The organism is Erythrobacter sp. S227, assembly GCF_057364925.1.
Genome location: NZ_CP200280.1, coordinates 996,808 through 1,021,264 on the forward strand (window position 1 = coordinate 996,808; position 24,457 = coordinate 1,021,264).

Consider the following 24,457-nt stretch of genomic DNA (forward strand, 5'->3'; position numbering starts at 1 on the left):
GATCAGGCCGCGGCCTTTGTGGCCAGAATTGCAAGGCCCTCAATCGTCAGATCAGTGTCTACTACGTCAAATATCTGTGTCGCATCATCGAACAGGATCGCCAGTCCACCAGTCGCCACCACTTTCGCAGGGCGCCCGATTTCGGCTTTCATCCGCTCGACAATGCCTTCCATCATAGCGACATAGCCCCAGAACACTCCAATGAGCATTTGGTCTTCGGTGTTGCGTCCGATGACACTGGTGCTGGCCGGAGTGGCGATAGCGATGCGCGGAAGTTTTGCCGTCTTCCCCACCAATGCATCGAGAGACAGATTGATCCCCGGCGCGATGGATCCGCCTTTATAGGTGCCGTTGAAATCGATGGCTTCAAACTTGGTCGCAGTGCCAAAGTCAATGACGATAAGGTCGCCGCCAAATTTGTGATGGGCGGCCAGAATATTGAGCGCGCGGTCTGCACCCAGCGAAGTTGGCTGGTCGACATCGGCTACAAACGGCCAGGACGCCTTGCCCTCACCCGCTTTTAGCGGCGTCACGCCAAAGTATTTCTGGCAAAGGACCGTCAGATTGTGATCGGCGCGCGGGACTACAGAGGCATAGATAATCCCTGTGATACCCTCGCGCGAAACGCCCTCAATCGTCAGGAGTTGCAGCAGCCATACTGCGTACTCGTCACCTGTCCGGCGCGGATCGGTGGCGATACGCCAGCGCGCCTTGGGAGGCGTGACATAGCCGCCCTGTCCATCGGGCTCAAACAGAGCGAAAACGACATTGGTGTTTCCAACATCAGCTGCCAGCAGCATTAGCTATTCCCTTGAGAAATCATCGACACGTCGCCTGCGTGGATAGTGCGGATTGCACCATTCGCCAAGCGCAAGAGCAATGCGCCGTCTTCGCCAAGGCCCGCAAACGCTCCTGTCACAGCGTCATCGCCCGATCCAACCGTCAATTGCGAACCGATCGGGTGCGCCGCGTTCGTCCAGGCATCAAGTGTTTGTGCAAGCGGCTCTTCGCGCCAACGCGAAAGGCGAAGGGCAAACTCGTCGGCCAGGATCGAGAGCACAAGGCCGGGGTTCCCGTCATGTTTTCCATTCTCATAAAGTATGGAGGTTGTCTCGCGGCCGGGCACCTCGGGCGCATGGCATACGTTCACGCCGATCCCGACCACGACGCTGTCCTTCGATCTTTCCAGCAGGATGCCCGCGATCTTGCAGCCCCTGACGAGAGCATCGTTGGGCCATTTGAGCATTATCGGGGTGTTCGCAAACAGAGAACGCCGAAGCGTCTCTGCAACCGCGAGCCCGGCGACAAACGAAAGGGTATGCGCAGGCGGATCGGCGGCGCGCAGAGCAACTTGGGTGCTGCAAAAGAGATTGCCCTTGGGGCTTTCCCATTTTCGTCCAAGCCGCCCACGGCCCCCGTTTTGACGCTCGGCTTGCAGCCAATAGCCCTCGGCTATCGCCTCCCCGTCCGCCAATCGTTGCAACAAGTCTGCATTGGTCGAAGCGGTCTCTTCAACTGTTTCGATTACAGCGGTCGAGGTCAAATCGCCAGGAACAGCGAGGAAGCTGCCTTATTGGTAAGGTCGGTCAGCGATCCGGTGAGCAGATAGCCAAGCGGCGAGATGATCAGAGCGCAGATGCCCAAGAGCACCCAGTGCGAGGTCTCGGCTTTCCCGGTGGCAACGCCTGCAGGTTCATCGAAGAACATGACTTTCACGAACTTGATGTAGTAGAACGCACCGATAACGCTTGCCGCGATGGCGATAGCTGCGAAGACCACAAGGTCCGCGTCCACCACGGCCTGGAACACTACAAACTTGCTGTAGAAACCGAGCAGCGGCGGAATGCCCGCAAGGCTGAACATGAAGACGAGCAACGCCCATGCGATTGCGGGACGTGTAACAGCAAGGCCAGCGATGTCGCCAAACGTCTCAAACAGATTGCCATCTTCGCCGCGAAGCATCAGCAATGCGGTGAAGCTGCCAAGGCTCATCACGACATAGATGAAGAGATAAACCAGCATCGAGCTGGCACCAGCAGGCGTGGCAACAGCCAGACCCAGCAGGATAAAGCCGACATTGTTGATCGAGGAGTATGCAAGCAGGCGCTTCAGATTGTCCTGACCGATGGCTCCCAACGCACCGAACACGATGGAGGCCAATGCGGTGAACATGACGATTTGCTGCCACGCCTGAACCTGAGCTCCGAATACCTCGAACACCACGCGTGCGGTGAGCGCCACAGCAGCGACTTTGGGAGCAGTAGCGAAGAACAAGGTGACCGGTGTCGGTGCGCCTTCGTAAACGTCCGGCGTCCACATATGGAACGGCACCGCTGCGATTTTGAAGGCAAGGCCTGCCATCACGAAGATGAGGCCGAACAGCTGTCCGGTGGAAAGTTCACCCTCTAGCCCAGCGCGAACGCTGGCAAAGTCGGTTCCGCCGGTAAAACCGTAGAGCAGGCTCATCCCGTAAAGCAGGATACCCGATGCAAGCGCGCCAAGGACGAAGTATTTAAGCCCCGCTTCGGTTGAACGCTCATCCTTGCGCAGGATTGCTGCGAGCACATAAGCAGCGAGCGAGTTCAATTCGAGCCCCATGTAAAGCGTCATAAAGTCGCTTGCCGAAACCATGATGCTCATGCCTACGGTCGCGAACAGGATCAGGACGGGGTATTCCGCGCGCAGCCCGCGCTCGCTCGACGCAGCGGGACCGTTGAAAAAGGCTGGCGCGACAACAAGCGCGCCAATGCCTGCAAGATAGATCAAGGCTTTTGAGAATAGCGCAAAGCTATCGACTTTAAGAAGCGTGCCGAAGGCGTAGCTGTCAGGGCCATCGACCCCGAGGTGCAAACCCGGAATGGTGAAGAGGCCCGCAACGAACAGCGCACTGGCAGCAACTATAGTCACAACGCGTGCAGCCTTGTCGCCAACCCATGCAGCGACGAGCAGCAGGACAAGGCCCGTGCCGATAAGGATAAGCTCTGGCGTGATGAGGGCGAAGGATGATGGGAAATCAAGCATCAGTGTTGGCCCTCCCCTTCATGGCCCTCAAACTCCATGGCATTGGCCGCCGCCGAGAGCGGCTCTCCGCTCGCAAGCGCAGCGTCGCTAGCAGGAGCGGCAGCGGCAAGTTGCGCATCAAGCGCGGCGATGTCGGCGCGCATTGGGGCAAGGAAGCTCTCCGGATAGACGCCCATCCATAGGACTACGGCAGCAATCGGTGTCATCATAAGCCACTCGCGCGCTGTAATATCTTTCATAGCAGCAGCATCGGCGTTCTTCTGATCGCCAAAGGCCACACGGCGGTAGAGGTAGAGCATGTATGCTGCGCCCAGAATGATGCCGGTGGTGCTGACAAGCGCCGCAAGGCTTGATGTTTGGTAGATGCCCGCAAGCGAAAGGAATTCGCCGACAAAGCCGCTGGTGCCCGGAAGGCCGATCGAGGCCATGGTGAACAGCAGGAAGAACAGCGCGTAATACGGCATGTTGATCGAAAGCCCGCCGTAGCGTTCGATCTCACGAGTATGGAGCCGGTCGTAGATGACGCCCACACACAGGAAGAGCGCGCCCGATACAAGGCCGTGCGAAAGCATGACGATCATCGCACCCTCAAGGCCCTGCACATTGAAGGCGAACAGACCCACGGTCACAATCGCCATGTGAGCAACCGATGAGTACGCAATGAGCTTCTTCATATCGGCCTGCACCAGAGCGACGAGCGAGGTGTAAATCACCGCGATCATCGAGAGGATGAAGACGAACCATGCAAAGTCGGCGCTGGCCTCAGGGAACATCGGCAGGCTGAAACGGATGAAACCGTAGCCGCCGAGCTTCAGCAAAACGCCCGCCAGAATAACCGAACCCGCAGTTGGTGCCTGAACGTGCGCGTCGGGAAGCCAGGTGTGGAACGGCCACATCGGCACCTTCACCGCAAAGCTCGCAAAGAACGCCAGCCACAACCACGTCTGCGCGCCGCCGGGGAAGTCGTACTGCATCAGCGTCGGAATGTCCGAGGTGCCCGCCTCGCTCACCATCCAGAACATTGCGATCAGCATCAGAACCGAGCCGATCAGCGTGTAGAGGAAAAATTTGTACGAAGCGTAGATGCGGTTATCGCCGCCCCAAACGCCGATGATAAGATACATCGGGATAAGGCCAGCCTCGAAAAAGATGTAGAACAGGAACAAATCCTGCGCCGCGAAGGTACCAATCATCAGCACTTCCATAAACAGGAAGGCGGCCATGTATTCGCCAATGCGCTTTTTGATCGAATCCCAGCTGGCAAGGATACAGATCGGCATCAGGAACACGCTGAGCATGATCAGCATCAAGGCAATGCCGTCGATACCAAGCGCGTAAGAGAAGCCCGCGACAAGCTCGTACTTCTCTTGGAACTGCCACTGCGCGCCGCCGATCTCGTAATTGGCCCAGAGCATGACGCCCAAACCAAAGGTCACAAGCGTCGCGCCAAGCGCGATCACTCGCGAGGCTTGCCCGGCGAACAGACATGCGATGGCTGCCGCTAACGGCACCAGCATCATCGTGGTGAGGATGGGAAAGTCCATTACGCTCAAAGACCCCTAGAGCAGCACATAAGTGACAGCGGCGATCAGCCCGAGAAGCATGATCAGCGCGTAGGTGTAGAGATAGCCCGACTGGATCGTCTTGGCCGCGACCGAGCCGCGCTGAACCACGGCGGCGATGCCGTTTGGTCCAAAGCGGTCAATCACGCCGATATCGCCCAGTTTCCAGAACTGACGGCCAAGCCAAAAGGCCGGCTTTACGAAGATCGCGTCATAAAGCTCGTCGAAATACCATTTGCGGAACACGAAGTTGTGGAGCCAGCCAAAGTTGGCGACGAACTTGGCCGGCATGTCAGGCTTCGCGATGTAGGCGATGTAAGCGCCGATAAAGCCCAGAACCATGACCACAAAGGCGGAATACTTCACCCAGTAGGGTACTTCGTGAAGAGCGTGGATGAGGTTTTCGTTGTAGAAGATCGAACCCGCCCAGAAGCTTGCATCATCAATGAAGCTCGGCGCGAACACCTGGCCAGCCAGAACCGCTCCGGTGGACAACACCACAAGCGGGATCAGCATAGCAATCGGGCTTTCATGCGGGTGATAGCCGCCGGTTGTGTCTACACCCGCCTCTTCTGGTGTCTTGTGGACGGTGTGCTGGATGTGCTCGCTCTCGATCCAGCGAGGCTTGCCCCAGAAGGTGAGGAACATCAGACGCCAGCTGTAGAAGCTGGTGAGAAGCGCCGCCGTCACACCTGCCCAGAAGGCAATGGTCGAAGTGGTGGTACCGCGCGCAAAGGCCGCTTCAAGGATCGCATCCTTCGACCAGAAACCAGCGAACCCTGCGCCGAGGTGATAAACACCAAGACCCGTAATCGCGAGAGTGCCCAAGAGCATCGCCACAAAGGTAATCGGGATCGCTTTCCTGAGACCGCCATAGTAGCGCATGTCCTGCTCGTGATGCATCGCGTGAATGACCGAGCCAGCGCCAAGGAACAGCAGCGCCTTGAAGAACGCGTGCGTGAACAGGTGGAACATCGCAACTCCGTACGCACCGACGCCTGCGGCAAAGAACATATAGCCCAGCTGCGAACAGGTTGAGTAAGCGATGACCCGCTTGATGTCCCACTGCGTCGTGCCGATGGTTGCCGCAAAGAAACATGTTGCCGCGCCCACGATAGTCACGATCATCAAGGCTGTCGGAGCCGCTTCGAACATTGGCGAAAGACGGCAGACCATGAATACGCCAGCTGTCACCATAGTTGCTGCGTGGATGAGAGCGGACACAGGCGTCGGCCCCTCCATCGCGTCAGGAAGCCATGTGTGGAGACCCAATTGCGCCGACTTACCCATCGCCCCGATGAAGAGCAGGAAGCACAGGATATCCATCGTCGGCAAGCGCATGCCGAGGAAGCCGATGGTCGATCCGCTCATGCCAGCGGAAGCTGCCAGGATCTCTGGAATAGAGGTCGTCTGGAACACCAGAAACGTGCCGAAGATACCCAGCATAAAGCCAAGGTCGCCCACGCGGTTGACCACAAATGCCTTGATCGCCGCAGCGCCCGCAGAAGGCTTTTTGAACCAGAACCCGATGAGCAGGTAAGAGGCAAGCCCCACCCCTTCCCAACCGAAGAACATCTGAACGAGGTTATCGGCGGTCACCAGCATCAGCATGGCGAAGGTGAAAAGCGAGAGATAGGCGAAGAAGCGCGGTTGATCCGGGTCTTCCTCCATATAGCCCCAGCTATACAGGTGCACGAGCGCGGAAACCGAGTTGATCACCACCAGCATAACGGCGGTGAGAGCATCGACGCGCAAGGCCCAGTCAAAGGTCAAATCACCCGACTGCACCCACTGCAGCACAGGCACGACTTCGGCGGTGTGAGTGCCGGTCAAAAACCCGATGAAAATCGGCCAGCTCAAAGCCGCAGACAGGAAAAGACCGCCGGTAGTAATCGACTTTGCAATCGTATTGCCCAGCATACGGTTGCCCAGCCCGGCGACAATCGCCGCGACCAGAGGCGCGAAGACGATCAATAGGATTTGCGTTTCCATGGCGGCGCTTATCCCTTCATCCGGTTGACATCATCGACCGCAATCGTTCCGCGGCCACGATAGTAGATGACGAGAATGGCAAGCCCGATCGCGGCTTCTGCTGCCGCAACGGTCAGAACCATCATGGCAAACACCTGTCCCACCAGATCGCCCATAAAGGCGCTGAACGCGACAAGGTTGATGTTCACGGCGAGCAGGATCAGCTCCACCGCCATCAGGATGACAATCACATTCTTCCGGTTGAGGAAGATACCCAGCACGCCAAGCACGAAAAGAATCGCGCCCACGACAAGGTAATGTTCAACGCCTACGGGTCCCATTAGAGCTCGACCCCTTTGCCAATATCTGGATTTTTCATAACCGTCGCCTCTTCGGGGCGGCGTGCAATTTGTTTGCCGATGTCTTGCTGTGCGCGGCTCCCTGGAGGCGGCGGCTGGAAGGTCAGCACAATCGCGCCAATCATCGCCACCAGCAGGATGATGCCAGCTATTTCAAACAACAGGATATAGCGGCCATATAGCAGCGCGCCGATAGCCTCGATATTAGAGACATTCGCGCTCGCAGCAGCGGTGCCATCGGGCGTGCCAAGTTCAATCCCGCCAGCGCCATATGCGCCCAGCCCCAGGCCAAGCTCAGCCAGAAGGATCAGCGCAATCGCAATCCCCAGCGGGAAGTTCTTGATGAACCCGGCCCGCATCGCCGCAAAGTCGATGTCGAGCATCATCACCACGAACAAGAACAACACCGCAACCGCGCCCACGTATACAATGACGAGCAGCATCGCGATGAACTCTGCCCCCACCAGCACCATCAATCCTGCCGCGTTGAAGAACGACAGGATGAGCCACAGCACGGAGTGCACAGGGTTTCGCGACATGATCACCATGACCGCGCTGGCCACGACAAGCGTCGCAAAGAGATAAAAGGCGAGTGTCTGAATCATGATCCCTGTTTTTCCGTCCAGCCCGTCAAGACTTGGCCGCGCCCTTAACGATAGGGGGCGTCCGCTTCAAGGTTAGCCGCGATGGCCCGTTCCCATTTGTCACCATTTGCGAGCAGTTTTGCCTTGTCATAAAGCAATTCCTCGCGCGTTTCGGTGGCGTATTCAAAGTTTGGCCCCTCGACCACGGCATCCACCGGGCAGGCCTCCTGACAAAAGCCGCAATAGATGCACTTCGTCATATCAATGTCATAGCGCGTGGTGCGGCGGCTGCCGTCTTCGCGCGGCTCACTCTCAATCGTGATCGCCTGAGCCGGGCACACCGCCTCGCAAAGCTTGCACGCAATGCAGCGCTCTTCGCCGTTTGGATAACGGCGCAGCGCGTGCTCACCGCGAAAACGCGGGCTAAGCGGCGATTTCTCGAACGGATAGTTGATCGTCACCTTGGGCTTGAAGAAATACTTCAAGGTCAGCGCGTGCGCTTTCAGGAATTCCCAGAGGGTGAAGGATTTAAGGAGTTGGGTAGCGCTGGTCATCCCGCGTTTTCCTCTTCATTAAACTTGCAGAGCCCGGCAGCCAGAAGTCTCTCGTCTGAGCGCACAGCAGGGCGCAGCTCCCGCCATGTTTTGTGCACGATCACTCCATCAGAATACCCGGACCAATACACTTGATAGGCTTCGTAATGTCCAATTCCTGCAAGGGGTTTGCCCTCCACGGGGGGAAGCGGCATTCTGGCTTCAAACTCGTACCCTTTGCCAAATACGCGATCATCTCTCTTGATCTTGCTATCATCGGTTACTTCGAACCAACGCGTCCTGAAATCCCAGATGCCGGAATAATTCCTCTCCGCATCTCTTCGAAGCAAGCCAGTCATCTCTTTACCTGCGCCGTTAATATCGACCAGATGACAGGCGAAACTGAAGTAGCGCGGGCTCGGAGCTTCTTTTTGCGCAGCTGCCGGAGCTGCTAGAGCCATGAGTGCAATCGCAGAAATAGGGACGAGTGATCGGATCATCCGATGTGCCCTGTCGCGCGTGACGGTTCATCTACCACGGTTTCAACAATCTGATCAGGCGTCACACTTGCTGGCTCAACCAGCGGCGCGGCGCTCGTAAAGTGACCGGTCGCCATCAAGTATCCGCTGATCACCGCGACAAAGCCAAGGCTCATCGGGAGGAACACCTTCCAGCCAAGACGCATCAACTGGTCATAGCGATAGCGCGGTACGGTTGCCCAAATCCAGCTGAACAGCAGGAAGAAGAAGAAGGTCTTCAACAGGAACCAGATAAAGCCCGGCACATAGTACAGCGGTGCCCACTCAAATGGCGGCAACCACCCGCCCATAAACAGGATCGCGCACAGCGAACACATCAACAGGATGTTGGCATATTCACCCAGCCAGAACAGCGCAAAGGCCATCGACGAATATTCGGTCTGATAGCCTGCGACGAGCTCGGATTCGGCCTCGGTCAGGTCAAACGGAGCGCGCGCCGTCTCAGCCAGAGCCGAGATGAAGAACACCACAAACATCGGGAACAACAGCGGGTTAAAGAAGAACCCGTTGACGAAACCAAGCCCGTGGCCACGCTGTGCCTCGACAATGCCGCTCATATTGAACGTGCCTGCCCACAGGACGACGCACACCAAGATAAATCCGATAGAGACCTCATAAGAGATCATCTGAGCGGCGGCCCGCATGGCGGAGAAGAAGGGGTATTTCGAGTTCGAAGCCCACCCGCTCATCACCACACCGTAAACGCCGAGCGACGAGATCGCGAGGATGTAGAGCAAGCCTACATTGATGTCAGCGAGCACCACGCCATCGCCAAACGGGATCACCGCCCATGCGGCCAAGGCCACGGTGAAGGTGATGATCGGCGCAAGCAGGAAGATGCCCTTGTTGGCGGCACTTGGGATGATGGTTTCCTGCAAGAACACCTTAAGCCCGTCGGCAAAGCTCTGAAGCAGGCCAAACGGCCCCACCACATTGGGCCCGCGCCGAAGCATAATCGCGCCCAGCACCTTGCGGTCGACATAGATCACCATGGCAACGGCAAGCATGACAGGGAGCGCGATAAGGAGGATGCCCGCAATCGTGGCGACAAACCAGGCCCACTCATACGGAAGGCCGAGAGTTTCAAAGAACGCGGTCATTAGTCGCCTCCTCCGCCGCCGCAGCCAGAGTCGCTGAACGAACTTCCATAGCCAGATCCATATCCATCAACGTTGCCGGAACCATTGTCTTTCCAGCCTTCTGCGTCTGCATCAGTTTTCCGATCAGCCAGCCACATAGAAGTCCAAAGAACACCGCCAATCACACCAACCGCGATCACCACGCCTACCAAGATGCTAAGAAAAAGCGTCATTCCGCAGCCTCCTTCATCTCTTCCGCGTGGAGCAGTTCTGCCGAACATTGCTGCATCACAGCGGATGCGCGGGCGATGGGGTTGGAGAGGTAGAAATCCTTGATGGGATAGGCACTTATAACGCCTTCTGCCTTGGCCTTGCTGTCAGCTTTTGGAAGCGCGCCCCCAGAAAGTGCCATAATGTCGGCGAGAGCCTCTTCACCCAAAGCAGGCACCTCGGCAATCATCGCACCTTGAAGCTGCTCAAAACTGTCAAAGCCAACGCTTACGCCAATCGCATCCGCCAGAGCGCGCAGGATCGTCCAATCCTCACGCGCATCACCGGGTGCAAACACTGCTTTTTCAGCGAACTGAACGCGGCCTTCCGTGTTGACGTAAGTGCCGTCTTTCTCGGCGTAGGAGGCAGCGGGCAGAATGATGTCAGCGTTATGCGCGCCCTTGTCGCCGTGGTGGCCGATATAGACCTTGAGGCTGTCCGCGAATGGCTCGTAATCCATCTCATCCGCGCCAAGGCTGAAGAGCACTTTGGGTTTCGCCGCCGCGATATCCGCCATGCCGCCATCTTGCGCGTAGCCGAGCATCAACCCGCCCATGCGTGCTGCGGACATATGGAGGACGTTGAAGCCGTTCCAATCGTCTTTCACAAGGCCGAACTTGTCGACCAGCTTCAGCGCCGCGCCAAGAGCACCTGCAGCCAAAGCCGCACCGCCAAGGATCACCGCAGGGCGTGTCGCTGCCTTCATGGCGTCGCCAAGAGCCTTGGGCACACGGTTCAGGACCTTGAGGTCTTCGCCGAGAAATTCGGCCGGATAGGTGGTCTCCCAGAGAGGGCCCACCACAAACACTTTCGCGCCCGTCTTCACGGCCTTACGAATACGAGCATTCACCAGGGCCGCTTCCCAGCGGATGTGGCTGCCAACGATGAGGATACAATCGGCGGTCTCAATCCCGGCAAGCGTCGAGTTGAAATTCACCGCAGCCAAGTTGGACACATCATAAGTCATGCCGGTCTGGCGACCTTCGAGAAGCGTCGAACCGCAAGCCTCGAGCAGAGCCTTGGCTGCAAACATGGTCTCACAATCGACCATATCGCCGGCCACCGCTGCGACAGAGGATTTATCGGTCTCAAGCGCGCCCGCAATTATGCCGAACGCCTCGTTCCAATCAGACGCCGCGAGCTTTCCGGCGTTTTCTCCGGTTTTTGGGCGCACAAACACACGGTCGAGGCGGCGCTTGGTCAGGCCATCGACCTGATAGCGCGCCTTATCCGAGAGCCACTCCTCATTCACATCATCATTAATGCGAGGAAGCGCGCGCATCACTTCGCGGCCTTTGGAGTGCAGCGAGATATTCGCACCCACTGCGTCGGATACGTCAATGCTAAGCGTGCGCTTCAATTCCCAAGGCCGAGCCTCAAACGCGTAAGGACGCGAAGTGAGAGCACCGACAGGGCACAGATCAATCACATTGGCGGAAAGCTCATGCGCCGCCGCCTTTTCCAGATAGGTCGTGATCTGCATATCTTCGCCGCGATACAGCGCGCCGATCTCATCCACGCCCGCGATCTCTTCAGAGAACCGCACACAACGCGTGCAGTGAATGCAGCGGGTCATCACCGTCTTGATCAGCGGACCCATGTATTTCTCAGTGACCGCACGGCGATTTTCCTTGGTGCGCGACGAACCACGGCCATAGGCCACAGCCTGATCCTGAAGATCGCACTCACCGCCCTGATCGCAAATCGGGCAATCAAGCGGGTGGTTGACGAGCAGAAACTCCATCACTCCTTCGCGCGCCTTTTTGACCATCGGCGTGTCGGTGCGGATCTCCTGACCCTCGCTTGCAGGAAGCGCGCACGATGCCTGAGGCTTTGGCGGCCCGGGCTTCACTTCAACCAGACACATGCGGCAATTGCCCGCAATGCTGAGCCGCTCGTGATAGCAGAAGCGCGGGATCTCCTTGCCCGCTTGCTCGCAAGCCTGAAGGACAGTCGCGCCCTGTGGGACTTCGATTTCCTGACCGTCTACGGTTACCTTAGGCATTAGGCGCGTCCTTGATGCTATCGGGCTGAATGAGATTGCGCTGGCCAGTAAGTTCGCCCCTCATGCGCAGAGAGAAACCGTATTCTCTGACTAGCCTTACTGCATTTTTCTCGTTCTCAACGAAAACAGCATATTCCTTGCGTTGGTTCTGGTTCTTACCATCTGACTTTTTTGGCACTCGCGGATCACCCAGCTCGAAAAGTCCGCGCTCGTCTGGATCAGGCCAATACCGTTCTGTTCGACCGGCAAACTCGCCATCTGTGTGATGACGGTCGCGATAGACTAGGTGGGTCATTCCGCAGCCTCCCGGAATTGTGCGTTGTGTTCTTCGATCCGGCGCTCAAGCTCGGGGCGGAAGTGGCGGATTAGGCCTTGGATCGGCCAGGCCGCTGCATCGCCAAGCGCGCAGATTGTGTGGCCTTCAACCTGCTTGGTGACTTCGTGCAGCATGTCGATCTCTTCGATCTCGGCATCGCCTGTGCGGAGCCGCTCCATCATGCGCCACATCCAACCGGTGCCCTCACGGCACGGCGTGCATTGGCCGCAGGATTCGTGCTTGTAGAAGTAGCTGAGGCGAGAAATTGCGCGCACAATATCAGTGGACTTATCCATCACTATAACCGCAGCCGTGCCAAGGCCGGAGCCAAGCTCTTTGAGCCCGTCAAAATCCATCGGAGCGCTGCGAATTTGCTCAGCAGGCACCAGCGGCACCGAAGAACCGCCCGGAATGACCGCAAGCAGGTTGTCCCACCCGCCGCGAATTCCGCCGCAGTGCTTTTCGATAAGCTCCTCAAACGGAATGCTCATCTCTTCTTCGACGACGCAGGGCTTTTCGACATGGCCGCTAATCTGGAACAGTTTGGTGCCCGCGTTTCCTTCGCGGCCAAAGCCCGCAAACCAAGCACCTGAACGGCGAAGGATCGTTGGCACAACCGCGATGCTCTCAACATTGTTCACGGTCGTAGGACAGCCATAAAGGCCAGCGCCCGCAGGGAACGGAGGCTTCAAACGCGGTTGACCCTTTTTGCCCTCAAGGCTTTCGATCATCGCGGTTTCTTCGCCGCAAATATACGCGCCAGCACCCCGGTGCATGAACACATCGAAGTCATAACCAGACCCGCTGGCATTCTTGCCGATCAGCCCTGCATCATACGCCTCGTCGATCGCCGCCTGCAGCGTCTCAGCCTCGCGAATGTATTCGCCGCGAATGTAGATATAGGCAGCGCGCGCCCGCATGGCGAAACCGGCAACCAGCGCGCCTTCAATGAGCTTGTGCGGATCGTGGCGGATGATCTCGCGGTCTTTGCACGAACCTGGTTCAGATTCGTCGGCATTGATGACGAGGAAGCTTGGCCGGCCATCCGCGCTGGTCTTGGGCATGAATGACCATTTGAGACCGGTCGGGAAGCCAGCACCGCCCCGGCCACGCAGGCCAGAGGCTTTGATCTCTTCAATGATCGCGTCTTGCCCACGCTCGATCAGAGCCTTGGTGCCATCCCAATCGCCGCGCTTTTGCGCAGCTTTGAGGCCCCAATCCTGGAAGCCGTATACATTGGTGAAGATGCGGTCCTTATCAGCCAGCATCGCTCGATCCCTTCTGCGTTGTCGTGCCTTTGCGCGCCATCCGTAGCCGCCGCAAAGTCAAAACCTGAAAAACAAGGCCCATACCCATCAACACAATCCCGGTGTTCTTCTCACCGGTCGCCGACAGATAGGCTCCCAATCCGAAGCAGGCCAAGCCTGCAATCATTGTTGCAAGAGTGCCGCCGTTCATTTGTCGTCATCCATCGTTTTGGCGTTGAGGACAAACAGCACCACCGCAAGCGCGAGCATAACAGAACCAAGGGCAATCCAGACGGCCATCACCCGATCACCCCTTGTTGATACAGCCCCGTTGTGACGCCAAAAATCAACACAATCACTGCCACGCGCAGCAAGCCCATCAACACCTTGTAGGCGATGAAGGCACCAGCGAGGGCAAGAATGATTGTGACGATGTCCATTACTGCGCATCGCCCTTACTCAACAGCTGACGCGCTGCGCCAACTCCGCCGAACAACACGCCAAGCAGGACCCAAACGATCCAGCCATCACCGGAGAGAAACTCCCAAACGGCGAGCGCAAAAAACAACAGGCCCACAGCGCCCATGCCAAGGTTGGTCTTGGGACTGGCCATTACCGGTCTCCCTCGCTTTTTTGCCCTTCGCCTGACTTGGGCAGGAAGATAAAACCAAGCACAGCAAATGGCATACCCAGACCGATAAAGGCCGGGCCCAGCGTCAATCCGAAAACGACGCACATGCACACACCGAGCACCATAAACGATATGCCCAGAGCGCGATTGCCGCTTGCGGTATTGGCTGGCTTGTCACCCATTACCAGTCACCCCGGTAATCGTGATTGGCATCGACCATTTCTTTAAGAGTGGTGGGTCCACCCGAAGGCTCTGACGTATGACGCCCAGGCTCCTGCGTGCCAGCTTTCGGCGTTTCGCCAGCGGCCAGCGCGTCAAGCACGGCATCTAGGCGCTCTGGCGTCAGATCTTCGTAATTGTCATCGTTGATCTGAACCATGGGAGCGGTGGCGCAATTGCCCATGCACTCAACCTCGGTCAGCGTCCAAAGGCCGTCTTCGGACACATGTCCCATCTTCATGCCGCGCTTCTTGCACGCAGCTATGATGTCGTCAGATCCGCGCAGCATACACGGCGTCGTGCCGCAAACCTGCACGTGATATTTCCCGACCGGCTTCATATTGTACATGAAATAGAAGGTCGCAACTTCGAGCACGCGGATCACCGGTACGTCGATGTATTTGGCGACATATTCGATCACTGGCAGCGGGAGCCAGCCTTGCGTATCGGTCTCTTCGCCCACTTGACGCTGTGCCAGATCAAGCAGCGGCATCGTCGCCGACTTCGCCCGACCTTCGGGGTATTTGGCGATATGGTAATCTGCCTTTTTCTTGTTCTCTTTCGACCACTCAAAAGAACCCCAGCGCGCGCGCAGTTCAGGGGTATCGGGTGCAGGTGTACGGTCAGCCACGGTAAAACTCACTTTGGTCGCTCAAAAAGCGGAAGGCACAAACTGCCAAAAACACAAATATCGCGATCGCTCCGAAATGCAGCGGAGGAAACCCGAAGATCGCCGCTAGGCCGATTAGCCACGCTGGAACACCCACACCAAATTCAAGTTTGCGTGCAAGCCTCACCGATCACACTCCCCAAAGACCACATCAATCGCGCCAAGGATCGCGGTCGCATCGGCCAGCATGTGGCCTTTGGTCATCATCTCCATCGCTTGAAGGTGTGAGAACGCAGTCGGGCGGATTTTGCAGCGGTAGGGTTTATTTGTCCCATCGCTGACGAGGTAGACGCCGAACTCGCCCTTGGGGCTTTCGGTGGCGACGTAGACTTCGCCTTCAGGCACGTGAAAGCCTTCGGTGTAGAGCTTGAAGTGGTGGATCAAGCTTTCCATCGATTGCTTCATCTCGCCGCGCTTGGGCGGAGAGACTTTGCCATCTGTGCTCGCAATCGGGCCTTGCGGCATATCGCGGATACATTGCTTAATGATCTTGGCGCTCTCGCGAACTTCCTTCACGCGCACCATAAAACGGTCGTAGCAGTCCGAATTGGTGCCGACGGGAATGTCGAACTCCATCCGGTCGTACACATCGTAAGGCTGCGACTTGCGAAGGTCCCACGGAATGCCGGCCGCCCGGATCATCGGACCAGAAAAGCCCCAGGCAATCGCATCATCGCGGCCCACAATGGCGATATCGACATTGCGCTGCTTGAAGATGCGGTTGTCCATCACGAGGCTCATTGCGTCGTCGAACAATTGGAAGAACCGGTTGTCGAGCCAATCGCCAATATCAACCAGCAGCTTTTCCGGCACATCCTGATGCACACCGCCGGGGCGGAACCATGCCGAGTGCATCCGCGCGCCAGATGCCCGTTCAAAGAAGTTCAGGCAATCTTCGCGCAGCTCAAATACCCAAAGGTTGGGCGTCATCGCGCCCACATCCATGACGTGCGCGCCGATGTTGAGCATGTGATTGCAGATGCGGGTGAGCTCCGCAAACAGCACGCGAAGATACTGCGCGCGCTCTGGAACCTCGATGTTCAGAAGCTTTTCGATCGCGAGCACATAAGAGTGCTCCTGACACAGCGGCGAACAGTAATCGAGGCGGTCAAAGTACGGCAGCGCTTGCAGATAAGTCTTCTGCTCGATCAGCTTTTCGGTGCCGCGGTGGAGCAGGCCCACATGCGGGTCCACCCGCTCAACAACTTCGCCATCAAGCTCCATCACCATGCGAAGCACGCCGTGGGCTGCCGGGTGTTGAGGCCCGAAGTTCAGCGTGTAATTCTTGATGACTTCGCCATCATTGGTGGGCGATTCTTCGATTTGGACGCTCATTTTGTGTCCTCCTCATCATCGATTTCAAACTCGACACCGTCCTTGGGTGCCTCATCCTTGGTTTCTTCTGCTGCCAGCGCAGGCTCTTCGGCTTTCTCATCACCGGGAAGCACATATTCACCGCCCTCCCAAGGGGAGAGGAAGTCAAAGGTGCGCATATCCTGCGGCAGTTCAACCGGCTCGGACACAACACGCTTTTCCTCTTCGGAATAGCGCAGTTCGGTGTAGCCGGTCATCGGGAAGTCTTTGCGGAACGGGTGCCCTTCAAAGCCATAATCGGTGAGGATGCGGCGAAGGTCCTGATTACCTGCAAACACCACGCCATAAAGGTCGAACACCTCGCGCTCGAGCCAGCCCGCGTTTGGCCAAAGCGTCGTCACCGTTGGCACAGGCGTATTCGCATCGGTCGAACACTTCACCATGACGCGGTGGTTCTTGGTGAGCGAAAGGAGCATGTAAACTACCTCGAACCGCTCAGGCCGGTCGGGATAGTCAGCGCCCGCGATTTCCATGAGCTGCTGATACTCGTGATCTTCTTTCAAGGACTTGAGCACGGTCGCGATTTCTTCGCGTTTTGCGGTGAGGATAATCTCGCCGTGCTGCTCGGCCGTCCCCTCGAGCCAAACGCTTAAAGAGCCCGCAAGAGCGTCGATCACGCCCTCGTTAGAGGCGAATTTCGGAGCGGAGTGTACAACTGTCACGGCCTAGTCACCTGCAAAGAACCCCATGAACGCACAAAAATATCTGAGATCGCCGCTTCGGCAGCTTCGCTTCCGTCCGTTTGAACATTCAGCATCACTGTACGGCCATCTTTCAGATCGACGATACCAACCGCGACCTTACCATCGGAGGCGCGGCCTTCGCTGTAGAAGGCCTCATAGCCGCTAACCGATCCGTCGATGAGGTATTCCGTACTCGAATCCCGCTCAATATTCCCTCGGATTTCCGGCACAGACGCACCCGGGAAGCCAAATCTAAACAACATCTCATTCTTCAGAACGAAGAGGAAAACCGTCACGCCGGACACATCACAGCGGACCGCCTCCACGCCTTCGCGCTCTCTGACCTGAACGGCCTCTTTCGCACACGGCATTTCTACCGATGCAGTGCCGAACGTGGTTTGCGCGGCGCTCCACTGGACTGGCTGAGCCGCCAAGGGCGCTGCGATTGCCGCGAGCATGAATGCAAGAAAGGTAGGGTAAATCCTCACCGTTCAATCGTCCCGACACGGCGAATTTTGCGCTGCAATTGCATCACACCGTAGAGCAGAGCCTCTGCCGTTGGGGGGCAACCGGGCACATAGATATCAACCGGAACAATCCGGTCGCATCCGCGCACAACGGAATAGGAATAGTGGTAATAGCCGCCGCCATTGGCGCAAGAACCCATGCTGATCACATATTTGGGATCAGACATCTGGTCATATACCTTGCGCAGCGCAGGGGCCATTTTGTTGCACAGCGTGCCCGCTACGATCATCACGTCTGATTGACGCGGGGATGCGCGAGGCGCTGCGCCAAACCGCTCCATATCGTAGCGTGGCATGTTCACATGGATCATCTCCACCGCGCAGCACGCAAGACCAAAGGTCATCCACCAGAGCGAGCCTGTACGCGCCCATTGGAACAGGTCCTCTGTCGATGTGACGAGAAAGCCCTTGTCGTTCACCTCGGATTGAAGCGCGCGAAAATAGTCCTGGTCCGGTGCACGCACTTCGCCGCCTTTGGCGGTTTCCAGAGCGCTTACGTCGGGGAGACTTGCTGGGGGAGTAATCGTGTTCATAGCTAATCCCTTAGGGCCGATGCCCTATTGCCAATACCTCATTGCCAATCGAGGGCACCCTTCTTCCACTCATAGGCAAGGCCAATGGCGAGGATGGTGAGGAAGGTCATCATACCGATCCAACCGACCCAGCCCGTTTCACCCAGGCTTACGGCCCAGGGGAAGAGGAACGCTGCTTCGAGGTCGAAGATGATAAAGCTGATCGCTACCAGATAAAACTGTACGTCGAACTGGCTGCGCGAATCTTCAAAAGCGGGAAAACCACACTCATATTCGGAGAGCTTTTCTGCGTCCGGATTGTGCGCGCCGGTCAGACGCGAAACGCCCATAGGCAAGAATACGAATAGGACGGAAAGTCCAAGAGCGACGCCGATAAAGAGGAGTATCGGCAGATATTGGCCAAGGTCGACGGTTTGGTCGATCATTACGCTGTCCATGTGTTTTTATCCCAGTGCGCTGCCCCCTACGCCTGAGCCGCCCTGTGTGCAAGGGGCAGAAACGCGTAAATCACGGCATTATTCGTGCACAAAATCGAACGGCCAAACCTCGTGCTTGCCCGTTTCGCAAAGCAAACAGGGGGCAAGGACCATTCGCGGCCCTGAGCAACACTATGCCAAACTAGACCAATCTATAGATTTCCAGGCGATCCTTGCCTGAAAAACCGGCTCACTTCATCATGCCGGCAATCGCCTTGTCGGTTGCCTTGCCATAGGGCGGCTTGAACCCGCCAAGCTTGGCAATGTCGATCTTGGGCTGATGATAGACGGCGCGCGCGTGACTGAATTCCTTAAAGCCCTCGATCGCATGATAGCTGCCCATGCCCGACGGGCCGACGCCGCCAAAGGGCAGGTCCTCCATCGAGATATGGAAGATCACGTCATTGGTGGTGACACCGCCGGAGATCGTCCGGGTAAGAACGCGCTCTTGCTCGCCCTTGTCATCGCCGAAGTAATACAGACCAAGTGGACGATCATTTTCGTTCACATAATCAATCGCTTCATCAACTGCGCGATAAGTCTTGATCGGCAGGACCGGACCAAAGATTTCCTCCTGCATCGCCTCCATCTCGTCGTTCACATTCTTGAGGATGGTAAGCGGCATCTTGCGCTGGTTGGCGTTGCTGAAATCTTCGCCGGCCGGATTGACCTCGATCACCTCTGCGCCCTTGTCGCGTGCGTCTTTGACCAAGCCCTGAAGCCGTTCGAAGTGGCGGTCGGACACGATGGAGGCATAGTCATCATTCTGCAGCAGGGTCGGATACATCGCGCTAGCGCCTTGAACGACGCCTTGGACCGCCTCGTCTTCGCTTTCCTGGGGCACATACATGTAATCAGGCGCAAGGCAGATTTGGCCTGCGTTCATCATTTTGCCCAACGCAATGCGTTCACCAGCTTTGGCAAAGTCTGCGCTTTTGCCCATGATAACAGGCGATTTTCCGCCCAGTTCCAGTGTGACGGGCACGAGGTTCTTCGACGCGGCCTCCATCACTCGCCGCCCTGTCGGGGTGGAGCCTGTGAAGACGAGGTGATCGAATGGAAGCGAAGAAAACGCTGCTGCGACCTCTGGACCGCCGGTGATGACGGTCAGTTCATCGGGCGTGAAATACTCCGCCACAAGCTCCGCCATCAACATGCTGGTGCGCTCGGTAAACTCGCTTGGCTTGATCATCGCCCGGTTACCGGCGGCAAAAATCTGCATCAGCGGCCCGAATGCCAGCTGCACCGGGAAATTCCACGGGGAAAGAATGCCAATAACGCCCTTGGGCTCATAACGAAGCTCAGCTTTTGCTCCCAAAAGCCCCAGCGGAAATTGCACGCCCCGCTTTTCGGTTTTGGCCCATTTGTCCATGTGCTTGAGCGAGTGTTTGCCCGCACCAACCGTCGCCGCGATGTCGGTCAACATCGATTGCGTCATCGACCGGCTGCCGAAATCGGCCGCCATCGCTTTACACAAGTTCTCGCCGTGGTCTTTCAACAGCGCCATCGCGCGCTTCACACGATCCTTGCGCATCGACATCGGCTCTGGCCGTGATGCGGTAAAGGCGCTGCGTTGCAGTTTCAGCGCCGCTTCTTGTTGTTCTCGCAGATCATCAGCCATGGTTGCTCTCTCCCAAACCCGGTCTAGTTTCGATTTGATACTCACACTGCGCGAACTGTGCGCGGCGTGCAAGACTAATACGAAAAGCTGAGGTGTATGTGCGTTGCCTTTCGCGTAAGCTCTCCCTACTTGCTCTGGCAAATCCATGACCCCTTTCAAAAGGACAAAAGCCATGTCTCAATTCGCCGCGTCTGATCCGATTGTCATTCTCTCCTATGCCCGCACCCCGATGGGCGGCATGCAAGGAGCACTTTCCGATGTGTCAGCAACGGAACTGGGCGCGACTGCGGTGAAAGCCGCGGTGGAGCGTTCGGGCGTTGCCGGAGACAAATTCGACCGCGCCTACATGGGATGTGTCCTGCCAGCAGGCCTTGGTCAGGCGCCAGCGCGTCAGGCGGCATTGAAAGCGGGTCTTCCAAAATCTGTTCAAGCCACCACCGTCAACAAGGTGTGCGGCTCCGGCATGCAAACTGTAATCATGGGCGCAGAAGCGCTGGCGAGCGGTACAGTCAATTATGTCATTGCGGGCGGCATGGAGAGCATGACCAATGCGCCGTACCTGCTCAAAAAGCACCGCTCGGGCGCGCGCATCGGGCATGACACGACCTATGATCACATGTTCCTTGATGGGCTTGAAGACGCCTATGAGGAAGGCCGCGCGATGGGCACTTTTGCGCAGGACACGGCGAACGAATACCAGCTGACCCGCGAAGAGCAGGACGCCTATTCGATTGAATCGCTGACCCGGGCCAATGCGGCGATTGAAAGCGGTGCGTTTGCCGATGAGGTGGTGCCGGTAACCTTCAAAACCCGCAAAGGCGAAGTCACCGTCGACACCGACGAACAACCCGGCAAAGGCCGCCCTGACAAAATCCCCGCCCTTCGCCCGGCTTTCGCCAAAGACGGCACGATCACAGCGGCCACATCAAGCTCGATTTCCGATGGTGCGGCTGCAGTTGTCCTCACACGTGAAAGCCTCGCAAAGGAGAACGGTCAGGAACCGATCGCCAAGATCACCGCTATGGCGGCCCATGCGCGCGAGCCAAAGGACTTCACCGTTGCCCCCGTTGGCGCAATCGAGAAGGTCCTGAAGAACGCTGGCTGGTCCATTGACGACGTGGACCTGTGGGAAGTGAACGAGGCGTTCGCCTGTGTCGCCATGTTCGCAATGCGCGACATCGGCATCGATCACGCAAAGATCAACGTCAATGGCGGTGCAACGGCTCTGGGCCACCCCATCGGCGCGTCGGGCACCCGCATTATCGTGACGCTTCTCAATGCGCTTAAGACCCAAGGCAAAAAACGCGGTGTCGCAAGCCTGTGCATTGGCGGTGGTGAAGCTACTGCTGTGGCGGTTGAGCTAGTTTAAGAAGCAAGGGCTCTGCGCATCATGCGCGGAGCCCGGACCGCTCTACATTTTGCGACCTACATCTCGCCCGCACCCCAAATGCGGGTCGCGAGCACCCAACCGCTTTTGCCTGCGATATCGATCTCGCAAAAACTGTCACGACAGCGCAGCAATTCGCCAACAACGCCGGGTTCTGCCTGCCAAAGTATAGGCGAACTCGCAGAAGCCGCCTCGCGAAGCTCAACAACGCCATCGCCGATAATCAGCGCGCCCAGTTTGGGGCTAAGCTGGCTGGATGCAATCCACCCTTGCGTGCCGTCGGGGTCCTGAACCAGACGCCAACTTTCGCGCAGGCGTATCACCTGCACCGGCAAACCTTTGCGTTTGTAAACCCAATCGATCGGATAGTTTTCACTCGGTCCTTTGCGCATGTTGACCTCGTCAAAGCGCAAAGTCGCCCAATAGGGCACCTCGCGGTTTTGCGCTTGAGCTGTGGTGTGGGCAACGCCTGTCCAAACCGTGAGGACGAGCGCAAAAATACCTAGGAATTGCAGAAGTTTCATCGTGCCGTGATAGCCAGAGTGCCTCCCAACTTTCAAGGTACCCATAGGCCCTCTCATGGTAACTTGTGCCAATTCGGGAACCGCTCGCCTTGCTACGCATCTGCTTGACGCTTCGGGGCCATTGGCACTAGCGCATGCACCACAATGTCTCAGATCGATAACCCGCCGCAATTCGCCTCTGGCAAGCCCAAAGTCGTCGTCACGCGCCACCTCGCGCCCAGCGTTGAGGCTCGCATGAGCGAACTGTTTGACGTGTCATTGAACACAACCGACGAACCCATGACGCGCGAAGCGTTGATGGACGCGATGGCCCGGTGCGATGTCCTTGTGCCTACGGTAACCGACCGGATTGATGCCGATATGATTGACGGCGCTGGCGCAAACCTGCGCCTCATAGCCAATTTTGGCGCTGGGACCGAGCATATCGACCTTGCCGCTGCTGCTGCGCGCAAGATTATGGTTACGAACACTTCGGGCGTTTTCACTGACGACACCGCCGACCTCGCCATGGCCGGGATTATCGGCGTGCCGCGCCGCATTCGCGAGGGGGTCGAACTCATCCGCACCGGCCAATGGACAGGCTGGGCCCCCACCGGAATGCTTGGCCGCAAGATTGGTGGAAAAGTGCTCGGCATCATCGGCATGGGCCGCATCGGGCAGGCCGTTGCCCACCGTGCCAGAGCATTCGGGATGGAGATCGCATACACGGGGCGAAAGCCGCTTCCTGCCGCGATGGAATCCATGCTGGGCGCGCGATTTGTCGCCAATGTCGACACGCTTATAGCTGAGGCGGATATTCTCACCCTGCACTGCCCTTTGACGGATCAAACACGCGGGATGATTGATGCACGCCGCATCGCTTTGATGAAACCGGGTTCCAGCATTGTGAACACGGCGCGCGGCGAGATTATAGATCAAGAGGCGCTGATCGCAGCGCTTCAATCAGGGCACCTCGCAGGCGCAGGCCTTGATGTGTACCCGGACGAACCTCTGGTCGACCCCCGCCTTATCCGGCATCCCAATGTGATGACCCTCCCCCATATCGGCAGCGCCACCGTCGAGGGCCGCGAGGCGTCGGGTGAAAAAGTCATCGCCAATATCCAGTTTTGGGTAAACGGCCACAGACCGCCCGATCAGGTTCTGACGGCACTTGTCGGCGGCTGAGCCTTCGAAAGCTCACTCGAGACGATGCGCGTAACCGCTTGGGCGGCGCGCCTGCCGCTGCCAAACGCCATATGCGGTACGTCGAGACAATGCGCCGCATCCCTCTCATGCTCCATCCCCCACGCGCATTCTGGCGGGACAACGCCATCGGTTCGGGAATAGATTGCCACGGTGTGCACGGGCGGCTTCGCGCTAAAATCGTCAGCGAGACTGGGCGCGTCGACCGTGTGATCATTTAGCGCATTGTAAATTCGCCAGGCATTATTCGCACGCCGATCGCCTGAAAACGGCGTTCCCAAAGTCACAACCATCTTGGCAAGCTCCGGGTGCCTCTGCGCCAGAACCCGCGCATAAATTCCGCCAAGGCTCCAACCCACGATGATCGCCGCTTCACCGTGGCTAGCATGGACTTCCTCAAGCCGCCGGTAGCCTTTCTCGAGGCGTTCGGGTGTGACGCCGGTGACAAACCCCAATCCCGATGGGTAGGCAGCAAACCCGCTCGCCGAAAAAGTGCGTCGCAGAAGGCTGGTTGAGCTATCGTGGGACAGAAGGCCCGGGAAAACGACAACGGGCGGCGATTGGTCGCCCAGATCGCCCGCTAAATCGACCTTGTCCGCGCGACGAAACCGGCTGGCCGCGATGAGCGGAAGCCAAGGCAATTCGCGCAGGAACAGCGCCAATGAAGGGGGACGGGCATCGCTCATTAAAGATCGAGCGAATACAGTTTGTTAAACTCGCCCGGTTCGTATCCGCCAAAGGCCTCGCATGGTACAAATCCGAAACTCTTGTAAAGCCCGACCGCGGCTTCAAACAGTTCGCCTGATCCGGTTTCAAGTTTCACAGCGGTGAAGCCATGTTCGCGGGCGCGCTTGATCAGATGGACCAACATCGCCTTGCCAGCGCCGGTGCCGCGTGCATCGGGGTGGGCGCGCATCGATTTGAGCTCACCAAAATCACCGTGGTGCTTAAGCGCGCCGATGGATAGCAACCTCGCACCGTCCCACGCGGCATAGACCTCAACCTCGGGCACTTTGAGCCCCGACACGTCGAGGAAATGACACGTGCCCGCAGGAGATCCCGCATCCATCTCACGCCCATGCAATTCGATCAGCGCGATGACTTCAGGTTCGCTAAGGTCAGTGCGCCGGATCTGCATCAGGGC

General features: G+C 57.6%; 30 protein-coding genes. 2 read left to right on the forward strand and 28 right to left on the reverse strand.

What is annotated here, in order from left to right; all coding sequences use genetic code 11:
• Positions 1–2: 2 nt before the first annotated feature.
• From AC0V6Q_RS04710 to AC0V6Q_RS04830, 25 genes are all read right to left on the reverse strand, one after another.
• A complete protein-coding gene (locus AC0V6Q_RS04710; RefSeq protein ID WP_486167253.1) occupies positions 3–800 on the reverse strand; it encodes a type III pantothenate kinase in 798 nt (265 codons plus the stop codon).
• On the reverse strand, positions 800–1,543 hold the full coding sequence (locus AC0V6Q_RS04715; RefSeq protein ID WP_486167254.1) for a biotin--[acetyl-CoA-carboxylase] ligase: 744 nt from the start codon (positions 1,541–1,543) through the stop codon (positions 800–802). Before AC0V6Q_RS04715 ends, AC0V6Q_RS04710 begins: the two co-directional genes overlap by 1 nt.
• A complete protein-coding gene (gene nuoN, locus AC0V6Q_RS04720) occupies positions 1,540–3,021 on the reverse strand; it encodes an NADH-quinone oxidoreductase subunit NuoN (protein WP_486167255.1) in 1,482 nt (493 codons plus the stop codon). Before nuoN ends, AC0V6Q_RS04715 begins: the two co-directional genes overlap by 4 nt.
• Positions 3,021–4,565 carry an NADH-quinone oxidoreductase subunit M gene (locus AC0V6Q_RS04725; RefSeq protein ID WP_486167256.1) on the reverse strand — a complete coding sequence of 515 codons (1,545 nt, stop codon included), beginning with the start codon at positions 4,563–4,565 and terminating at the stop codon, positions 3,021–3,023. The genes nuoN and AC0V6Q_RS04725 overlap by 1 nt, the downstream gene beginning before the upstream one ends.
• 15 nt (positions 4,566–4,580) lie before the next feature.
• Positions 4,581–6,575: an NADH-quinone oxidoreductase subunit L gene (gene nuoL / locus AC0V6Q_RS04730; RefSeq protein ID WP_486167257.1), complete on the reverse strand. Its 1,995-nt coding sequence runs from the start codon at positions 6,573–6,575 to the stop codon at positions 4,581–4,583.
• 8 nt (positions 6,576–6,583) lie between these two features.
• Positions 6,584–6,895, reverse strand: a complete 312-nt coding sequence (gene nuoK, locus AC0V6Q_RS04735; RefSeq protein WP_034957791.1) for an NADH-quinone oxidoreductase subunit NuoK — start codon at positions 6,893–6,895, stop codon at positions 6,584–6,586.
• Positions 6,895–7,518: an NADH-quinone oxidoreductase subunit J gene (locus tag AC0V6Q_RS04740; protein WP_486167258.1), complete on the reverse strand. Its 624-nt coding sequence runs from the start codon at positions 7,516–7,518 to the stop codon at positions 6,895–6,897. The genes nuoK and AC0V6Q_RS04740 overlap by 1 nt, the downstream gene beginning before the upstream one ends.
• A gap of 44 nt (positions 7,519–7,562) precedes the next feature.
• The gene (gene nuoI / locus AC0V6Q_RS04745) at positions 7,563–8,051 is read right to left on the reverse strand and encodes an NADH-quinone oxidoreductase subunit NuoI (RefSeq protein ID WP_218405600.1); all 489 of its coding nucleotides are present in this window, start codon (positions 8,049–8,051) and stop codon (positions 7,563–7,565) included.
• Positions 8,048–8,530, reverse strand: coding sequence for a hypothetical protein (locus tag AC0V6Q_RS04750; protein WP_486167259.1), 483 nt, complete (start codon positions 8,528–8,530; stop codon positions 8,048–8,050). Before AC0V6Q_RS04750 ends, nuoI begins: the two co-directional genes overlap by 4 nt.
• Positions 8,527–9,669, reverse strand: coding sequence for an NADH-quinone oxidoreductase subunit NuoH (gene nuoH, locus AC0V6Q_RS04755; RefSeq protein ID WP_486167260.1), 1,143 nt, complete (start codon positions 9,667–9,669; stop codon positions 8,527–8,529). The genes AC0V6Q_RS04750 and nuoH overlap by 4 nt, the downstream gene beginning before the upstream one ends.
• Complete coding sequence (locus AC0V6Q_RS04760; RefSeq protein WP_486167261.1) at positions 9,669–9,881, reverse strand: hypothetical protein; 213 nt, start codon at positions 9,879–9,881, stop codon at positions 9,669–9,671. Before AC0V6Q_RS04760 ends, nuoH begins: the two co-directional genes overlap by 1 nt.
• On the reverse strand, positions 9,878–11,923 hold the full coding sequence (gene nuoG, locus AC0V6Q_RS04765) for an NADH-quinone oxidoreductase subunit NuoG (RefSeq protein ID WP_486167262.1): 2,046 nt from the start codon (positions 11,921–11,923) through the stop codon (positions 9,878–9,880). Before nuoG ends, AC0V6Q_RS04760 begins: the two co-directional genes overlap by 4 nt.
• Positions 11,916–12,218 (reverse strand): hypothetical protein, encoded by a 303-nt coding sequence (locus AC0V6Q_RS04770; protein WP_486167263.1) that lies wholly within the window; start codon positions 12,216–12,218, stop codon positions 11,916–11,918. The genes nuoG and AC0V6Q_RS04770 overlap by 8 nt, the downstream gene beginning before the upstream one ends.
• Positions 12,215–13,507, reverse strand: a complete 1,293-nt coding sequence (nuoF, locus tag AC0V6Q_RS04775) for an NADH-quinone oxidoreductase subunit NuoF (protein WP_486167264.1) — start codon at positions 13,505–13,507, stop codon at positions 12,215–12,217. Before nuoF ends, AC0V6Q_RS04770 begins: the two co-directional genes overlap by 4 nt.
• Positions 13,497–13,697, reverse strand: a complete 201-nt coding sequence (locus AC0V6Q_RS04780) for a hypothetical protein (RefSeq protein WP_486167265.1) — start codon at positions 13,695–13,697, stop codon at positions 13,497–13,499. Before AC0V6Q_RS04780 ends, nuoF begins: the two co-directional genes overlap by 11 nt.
• Positions 13,698–13,785: 88 nt before the next feature.
• A complete protein-coding gene (locus tag AC0V6Q_RS04785; RefSeq protein WP_486167266.1) occupies positions 13,786–13,926 on the reverse strand; it encodes a hypothetical protein in 141 nt (46 codons plus the stop codon).
• The gene (locus AC0V6Q_RS04790; protein WP_486167267.1) at positions 13,926–14,099 is read right to left on the reverse strand and encodes a hypothetical protein; all 174 of its coding nucleotides are present in this window, start codon (positions 14,097–14,099) and stop codon (positions 13,926–13,928) included. The genes AC0V6Q_RS04785 and AC0V6Q_RS04790 overlap by 1 nt, the downstream gene beginning before the upstream one ends.
• Positions 14,099–14,299: a hypothetical protein gene (locus tag AC0V6Q_RS04795; RefSeq protein WP_486167268.1), complete on the reverse strand. Its 201-nt coding sequence runs from the start codon at positions 14,297–14,299 to the stop codon at positions 14,099–14,101. The genes AC0V6Q_RS04790 and AC0V6Q_RS04795 overlap by 1 nt, the downstream gene beginning before the upstream one ends.
• Positions 14,299–14,967, reverse strand: a complete 669-nt coding sequence (locus AC0V6Q_RS04800) for a complex I 24 kDa subunit family protein (protein ID WP_486167269.1) — start codon at positions 14,965–14,967, stop codon at positions 14,299–14,301. Before AC0V6Q_RS04800 ends, AC0V6Q_RS04795 begins: the two co-directional genes overlap by 1 nt.
• A 162-nt stretch (positions 14,968–15,129) precedes the next feature.
• Positions 15,130–16,341 carry an NADH-quinone oxidoreductase subunit D gene (locus tag AC0V6Q_RS04805; protein WP_486167270.1) on the reverse strand — a complete coding sequence of 404 codons (1,212 nt, stop codon included), beginning with the start codon at positions 16,339–16,341 and terminating at the stop codon, positions 15,130–15,132.
• A complete protein-coding gene (locus AC0V6Q_RS04810; protein ID WP_486167271.1) occupies positions 16,338–17,042 on the reverse strand; it encodes an NADH-quinone oxidoreductase subunit C in 705 nt (234 codons plus the stop codon). Before AC0V6Q_RS04810 ends, AC0V6Q_RS04805 begins: the two co-directional genes overlap by 4 nt.
• Positions 17,039–17,551, reverse strand: a complete 513-nt coding sequence (locus AC0V6Q_RS04815) for a hypothetical protein (RefSeq protein ID WP_486167272.1) — start codon at positions 17,549–17,551, stop codon at positions 17,039–17,041. The genes AC0V6Q_RS04810 and AC0V6Q_RS04815 overlap by 4 nt, the downstream gene beginning before the upstream one ends.
• Positions 17,548–18,123, reverse strand: a complete 576-nt coding sequence (locus tag AC0V6Q_RS04820; RefSeq protein WP_486167273.1) for a NuoB/complex I 20 kDa subunit family protein — start codon at positions 18,121–18,123, stop codon at positions 17,548–17,550. Before AC0V6Q_RS04820 ends, AC0V6Q_RS04815 begins: the two co-directional genes overlap by 4 nt.
• 38 nt (positions 18,124–18,161) lie before the next feature.
• Entirely contained in the window at positions 18,162–18,548 is a 387-nt protein-coding gene (locus tag AC0V6Q_RS04825) for an NADH-quinone oxidoreductase subunit A (RefSeq protein ID WP_486167274.1), read from the reverse strand.
• A gap of 241 nt (positions 18,549–18,789) precedes the next feature.
• Positions 18,790–20,220: a coniferyl aldehyde dehydrogenase gene (locus AC0V6Q_RS04830; protein WP_486167275.1), complete on the reverse strand. Its 1,431-nt coding sequence runs from the start codon at positions 20,218–20,220 to the stop codon at positions 18,790–18,792.
• Positions 20,221–20,392: 172 nt separating this feature from the next.
• Between AC0V6Q_RS04830 and AC0V6Q_RS04835 the strand changes: the two genes are divergently transcribed.
• Positions 20,393–21,589, forward strand: a complete 1,197-nt coding sequence (locus tag AC0V6Q_RS04835; protein ID WP_486167276.1) for a thiolase family protein — start codon at positions 20,393–20,395, stop codon at positions 21,587–21,589.
• Between the two features lie 56 nt (positions 21,590–21,645).
• Here AC0V6Q_RS04835 and AC0V6Q_RS04840 read toward each other — a convergent pair whose 3' ends face one another.
• The gene (locus tag AC0V6Q_RS04840; RefSeq protein ID WP_486167277.1) at positions 21,646–22,176 is read right to left on the reverse strand and encodes an SH3 domain-containing protein; all 531 of its coding nucleotides are present in this window, start codon (positions 22,174–22,176) and stop codon (positions 21,646–21,648) included.
• A 99-nt stretch (positions 22,177–22,275) separates the two neighbouring features.
• Between AC0V6Q_RS04840 and AC0V6Q_RS04845 the strand changes: the two genes are divergently transcribed.
• A complete protein-coding gene (locus AC0V6Q_RS04845; protein ID WP_486167278.1) occupies positions 22,276–23,295 on the forward strand; it encodes a 2-hydroxyacid dehydrogenase in 1,020 nt (339 codons plus the stop codon).
• Here AC0V6Q_RS04845 and AC0V6Q_RS04850 read toward each other — a convergent pair.
• Together AC0V6Q_RS04850 and AC0V6Q_RS04855 are read right to left on the reverse strand one after the other, a co-directional pair.
• Positions 23,265–23,999, reverse strand: coding sequence for an alpha/beta fold hydrolase (locus AC0V6Q_RS04850; protein ID WP_486167279.1), 735 nt, complete (start codon positions 23,997–23,999; stop codon positions 23,265–23,267). The two genes, AC0V6Q_RS04845 and AC0V6Q_RS04850, sit on opposite strands and share 31 nt — an antisense overlap.
• Positions 23,999–24,451, reverse strand: coding sequence for a GNAT family N-acetyltransferase (locus tag AC0V6Q_RS04855; protein WP_486167280.1), 453 nt, complete (start codon positions 24,449–24,451; stop codon positions 23,999–24,001). Before AC0V6Q_RS04855 ends, AC0V6Q_RS04850 begins: the two co-directional genes overlap by 1 nt.
• Positions 24,452–24,457: the final 6 nt, after the last annotated feature.

Excerpts from the sequence above, each read along its gene's own strand:
- AC0V6Q_RS04855 (WP_486167280.1), bottom strand. The coding sequence starts at position 24,451 with ATGCAGATCCGGCGCACTGACCTTAGCGAACCTGAAGTCATCGCGCTG.
- nuoK (WP_034957791.1), bottom strand. The coding sequence starts at position 6,895 with ATGGGACCCGTAGGCGTTGAACATTACCTTGTCGTGGGCGCGATTCTT.
- AC0V6Q_RS04725 (WP_486167256.1), bottom strand. The coding sequence starts at position 4,565 with ATGGACTTTCCCATCCTCACCACGATGATGCTGGTGCCGTTAGCGGCA.
- AC0V6Q_RS04850 (WP_486167279.1), bottom strand. The coding sequence starts at position 23,999 with ATGAGCGATGCCCGTCCCCCTTCATTGGCGCTGTTCCTGCGCGAATTG.
- AC0V6Q_RS04795 (WP_486167268.1), bottom strand. The coding sequence starts at position 14,299 with ATGGGTGACAAGCCAGCCAATACCGCAAGCGGCAATCGCGCTCTGGGC.
- nuoH (WP_486167260.1), bottom strand. The coding sequence starts at position 9,669 with ATGACCGCGTTCTTTGAAACTCTCGGCCTTCCGTATGAGTGGGCCTGG.
- nuoI (WP_218405600.1), bottom strand. The coding sequence starts at position 8,051 with ATGACCAGCGCTACCCAACTCCTTAAATCCTTCACCCTCTGGGAATTC.
- nuoN (WP_486167255.1), bottom strand. The coding sequence starts at position 3,021 with ATGCTTGATTTCCCATCATCCTTCGCCCTCATCACGCCAGAGCTTATC.
- AC0V6Q_RS04820 (WP_486167273.1), bottom strand. The coding sequence starts at position 18,123 with ATGAACACGATTACTCCCCCAGCAAGTCTCCCCGACGTAAGCGCTCTG.
- AC0V6Q_RS04790 (WP_486167267.1), bottom strand. The coding sequence starts at position 14,099 with ATGGCCAGTCCCAAGACCAACCTTGGCATGGGCGCTGTGGGCCTGTTG.
- AC0V6Q_RS04805 (WP_486167270.1), bottom strand. The coding sequence starts at position 16,341 with ATGAGCGTCCAAATCGAAGAATCGCCCACCAATGATGGCGAAGTCATC.
- nuoF (WP_486167264.1), bottom strand. The coding sequence starts at position 13,507 with ATGCTGGCTGATAAGGACCGCATCTTCACCAATGTATACGGCTTCCAG.
- AC0V6Q_RS04830 (WP_486167275.1), bottom strand. The coding sequence starts at position 20,220 with ATGGCTGATGATCTGCGAGAACAACAAGAAGCGGCGCTGAAACTGCAA.
- AC0V6Q_RS04760 (WP_486167261.1), bottom strand. The coding sequence starts at position 9,881 with ATGACGCTTTTTCTTAGCATCTTGGTAGGCGTGGTGATCGCGGTTGGT.
- nuoL (WP_486167257.1), bottom strand. The coding sequence starts at position 6,575 with ATGGAAACGCAAATCCTATTGATCGTCTTCGCGCCTCTGGTCGCGGCG.
- AC0V6Q_RS04780 (WP_486167265.1), bottom strand. The coding sequence starts at position 13,697 with ATGAACGGCGGCACTCTTGCAACAATGATTGCAGGCTTGGCCTGCTTC.
- AC0V6Q_RS04750 (WP_486167259.1), bottom strand. The coding sequence starts at position 8,530 with ATGATCCGATCACTCGTCCCTATTTCTGCGATTGCACTCATGGCTCTA.
- AC0V6Q_RS04785 (WP_486167266.1), bottom strand. The coding sequence starts at position 13,926 with ATGGACATCGTCACAATCATTCTTGCCCTCGCTGGTGCCTTCATCGCC.
- AC0V6Q_RS04835 (WP_486167276.1), top strand. The coding sequence starts at position 20,393 with ATGTCTCAATTCGCCGCGTCTGATCCGATTGTCATTCTCTCCTATGCC.
- AC0V6Q_RS04825 (WP_486167274.1), bottom strand. The coding sequence starts at position 18,548 with ATGATCGACCAAACCGTCGACCTTGGCCAATATCTGCCGATACTCCTC.
- nuoG (WP_486167262.1), bottom strand. The coding sequence starts at position 11,923 with ATGCCTAAGGTAACCGTAGACGGTCAGGAAATCGAAGTCCCACAGGGC.
- AC0V6Q_RS04770 (WP_486167263.1), bottom strand. The coding sequence starts at position 12,218 with ATGACCCACCTAGTCTATCGCGACCGTCATCACACAGATGGCGAGTTT.
- AC0V6Q_RS04740 (WP_486167258.1), bottom strand. The coding sequence starts at position 7,518 with ATGATTCAGACACTCGCCTTTTATCTCTTTGCGACGCTTGTCGTGGCC.
- AC0V6Q_RS04840 (WP_486167277.1), bottom strand. The coding sequence starts at position 22,176 with ATGGGTACCTTGAAAGTTGGGAGGCACTCTGGCTATCACGGCACGATG.
- AC0V6Q_RS04710 (WP_486167253.1), bottom strand. The coding sequence starts at position 800 with ATGCTGCTGGCAGCTGATGTTGGAAACACCAATGTCGTTTTCGCTCTG.
- AC0V6Q_RS04845 (WP_486167278.1), top strand. The coding sequence starts at position 22,276 with ATGTCTCAGATCGATAACCCGCCGCAATTCGCCTCTGGCAAGCCCAAA.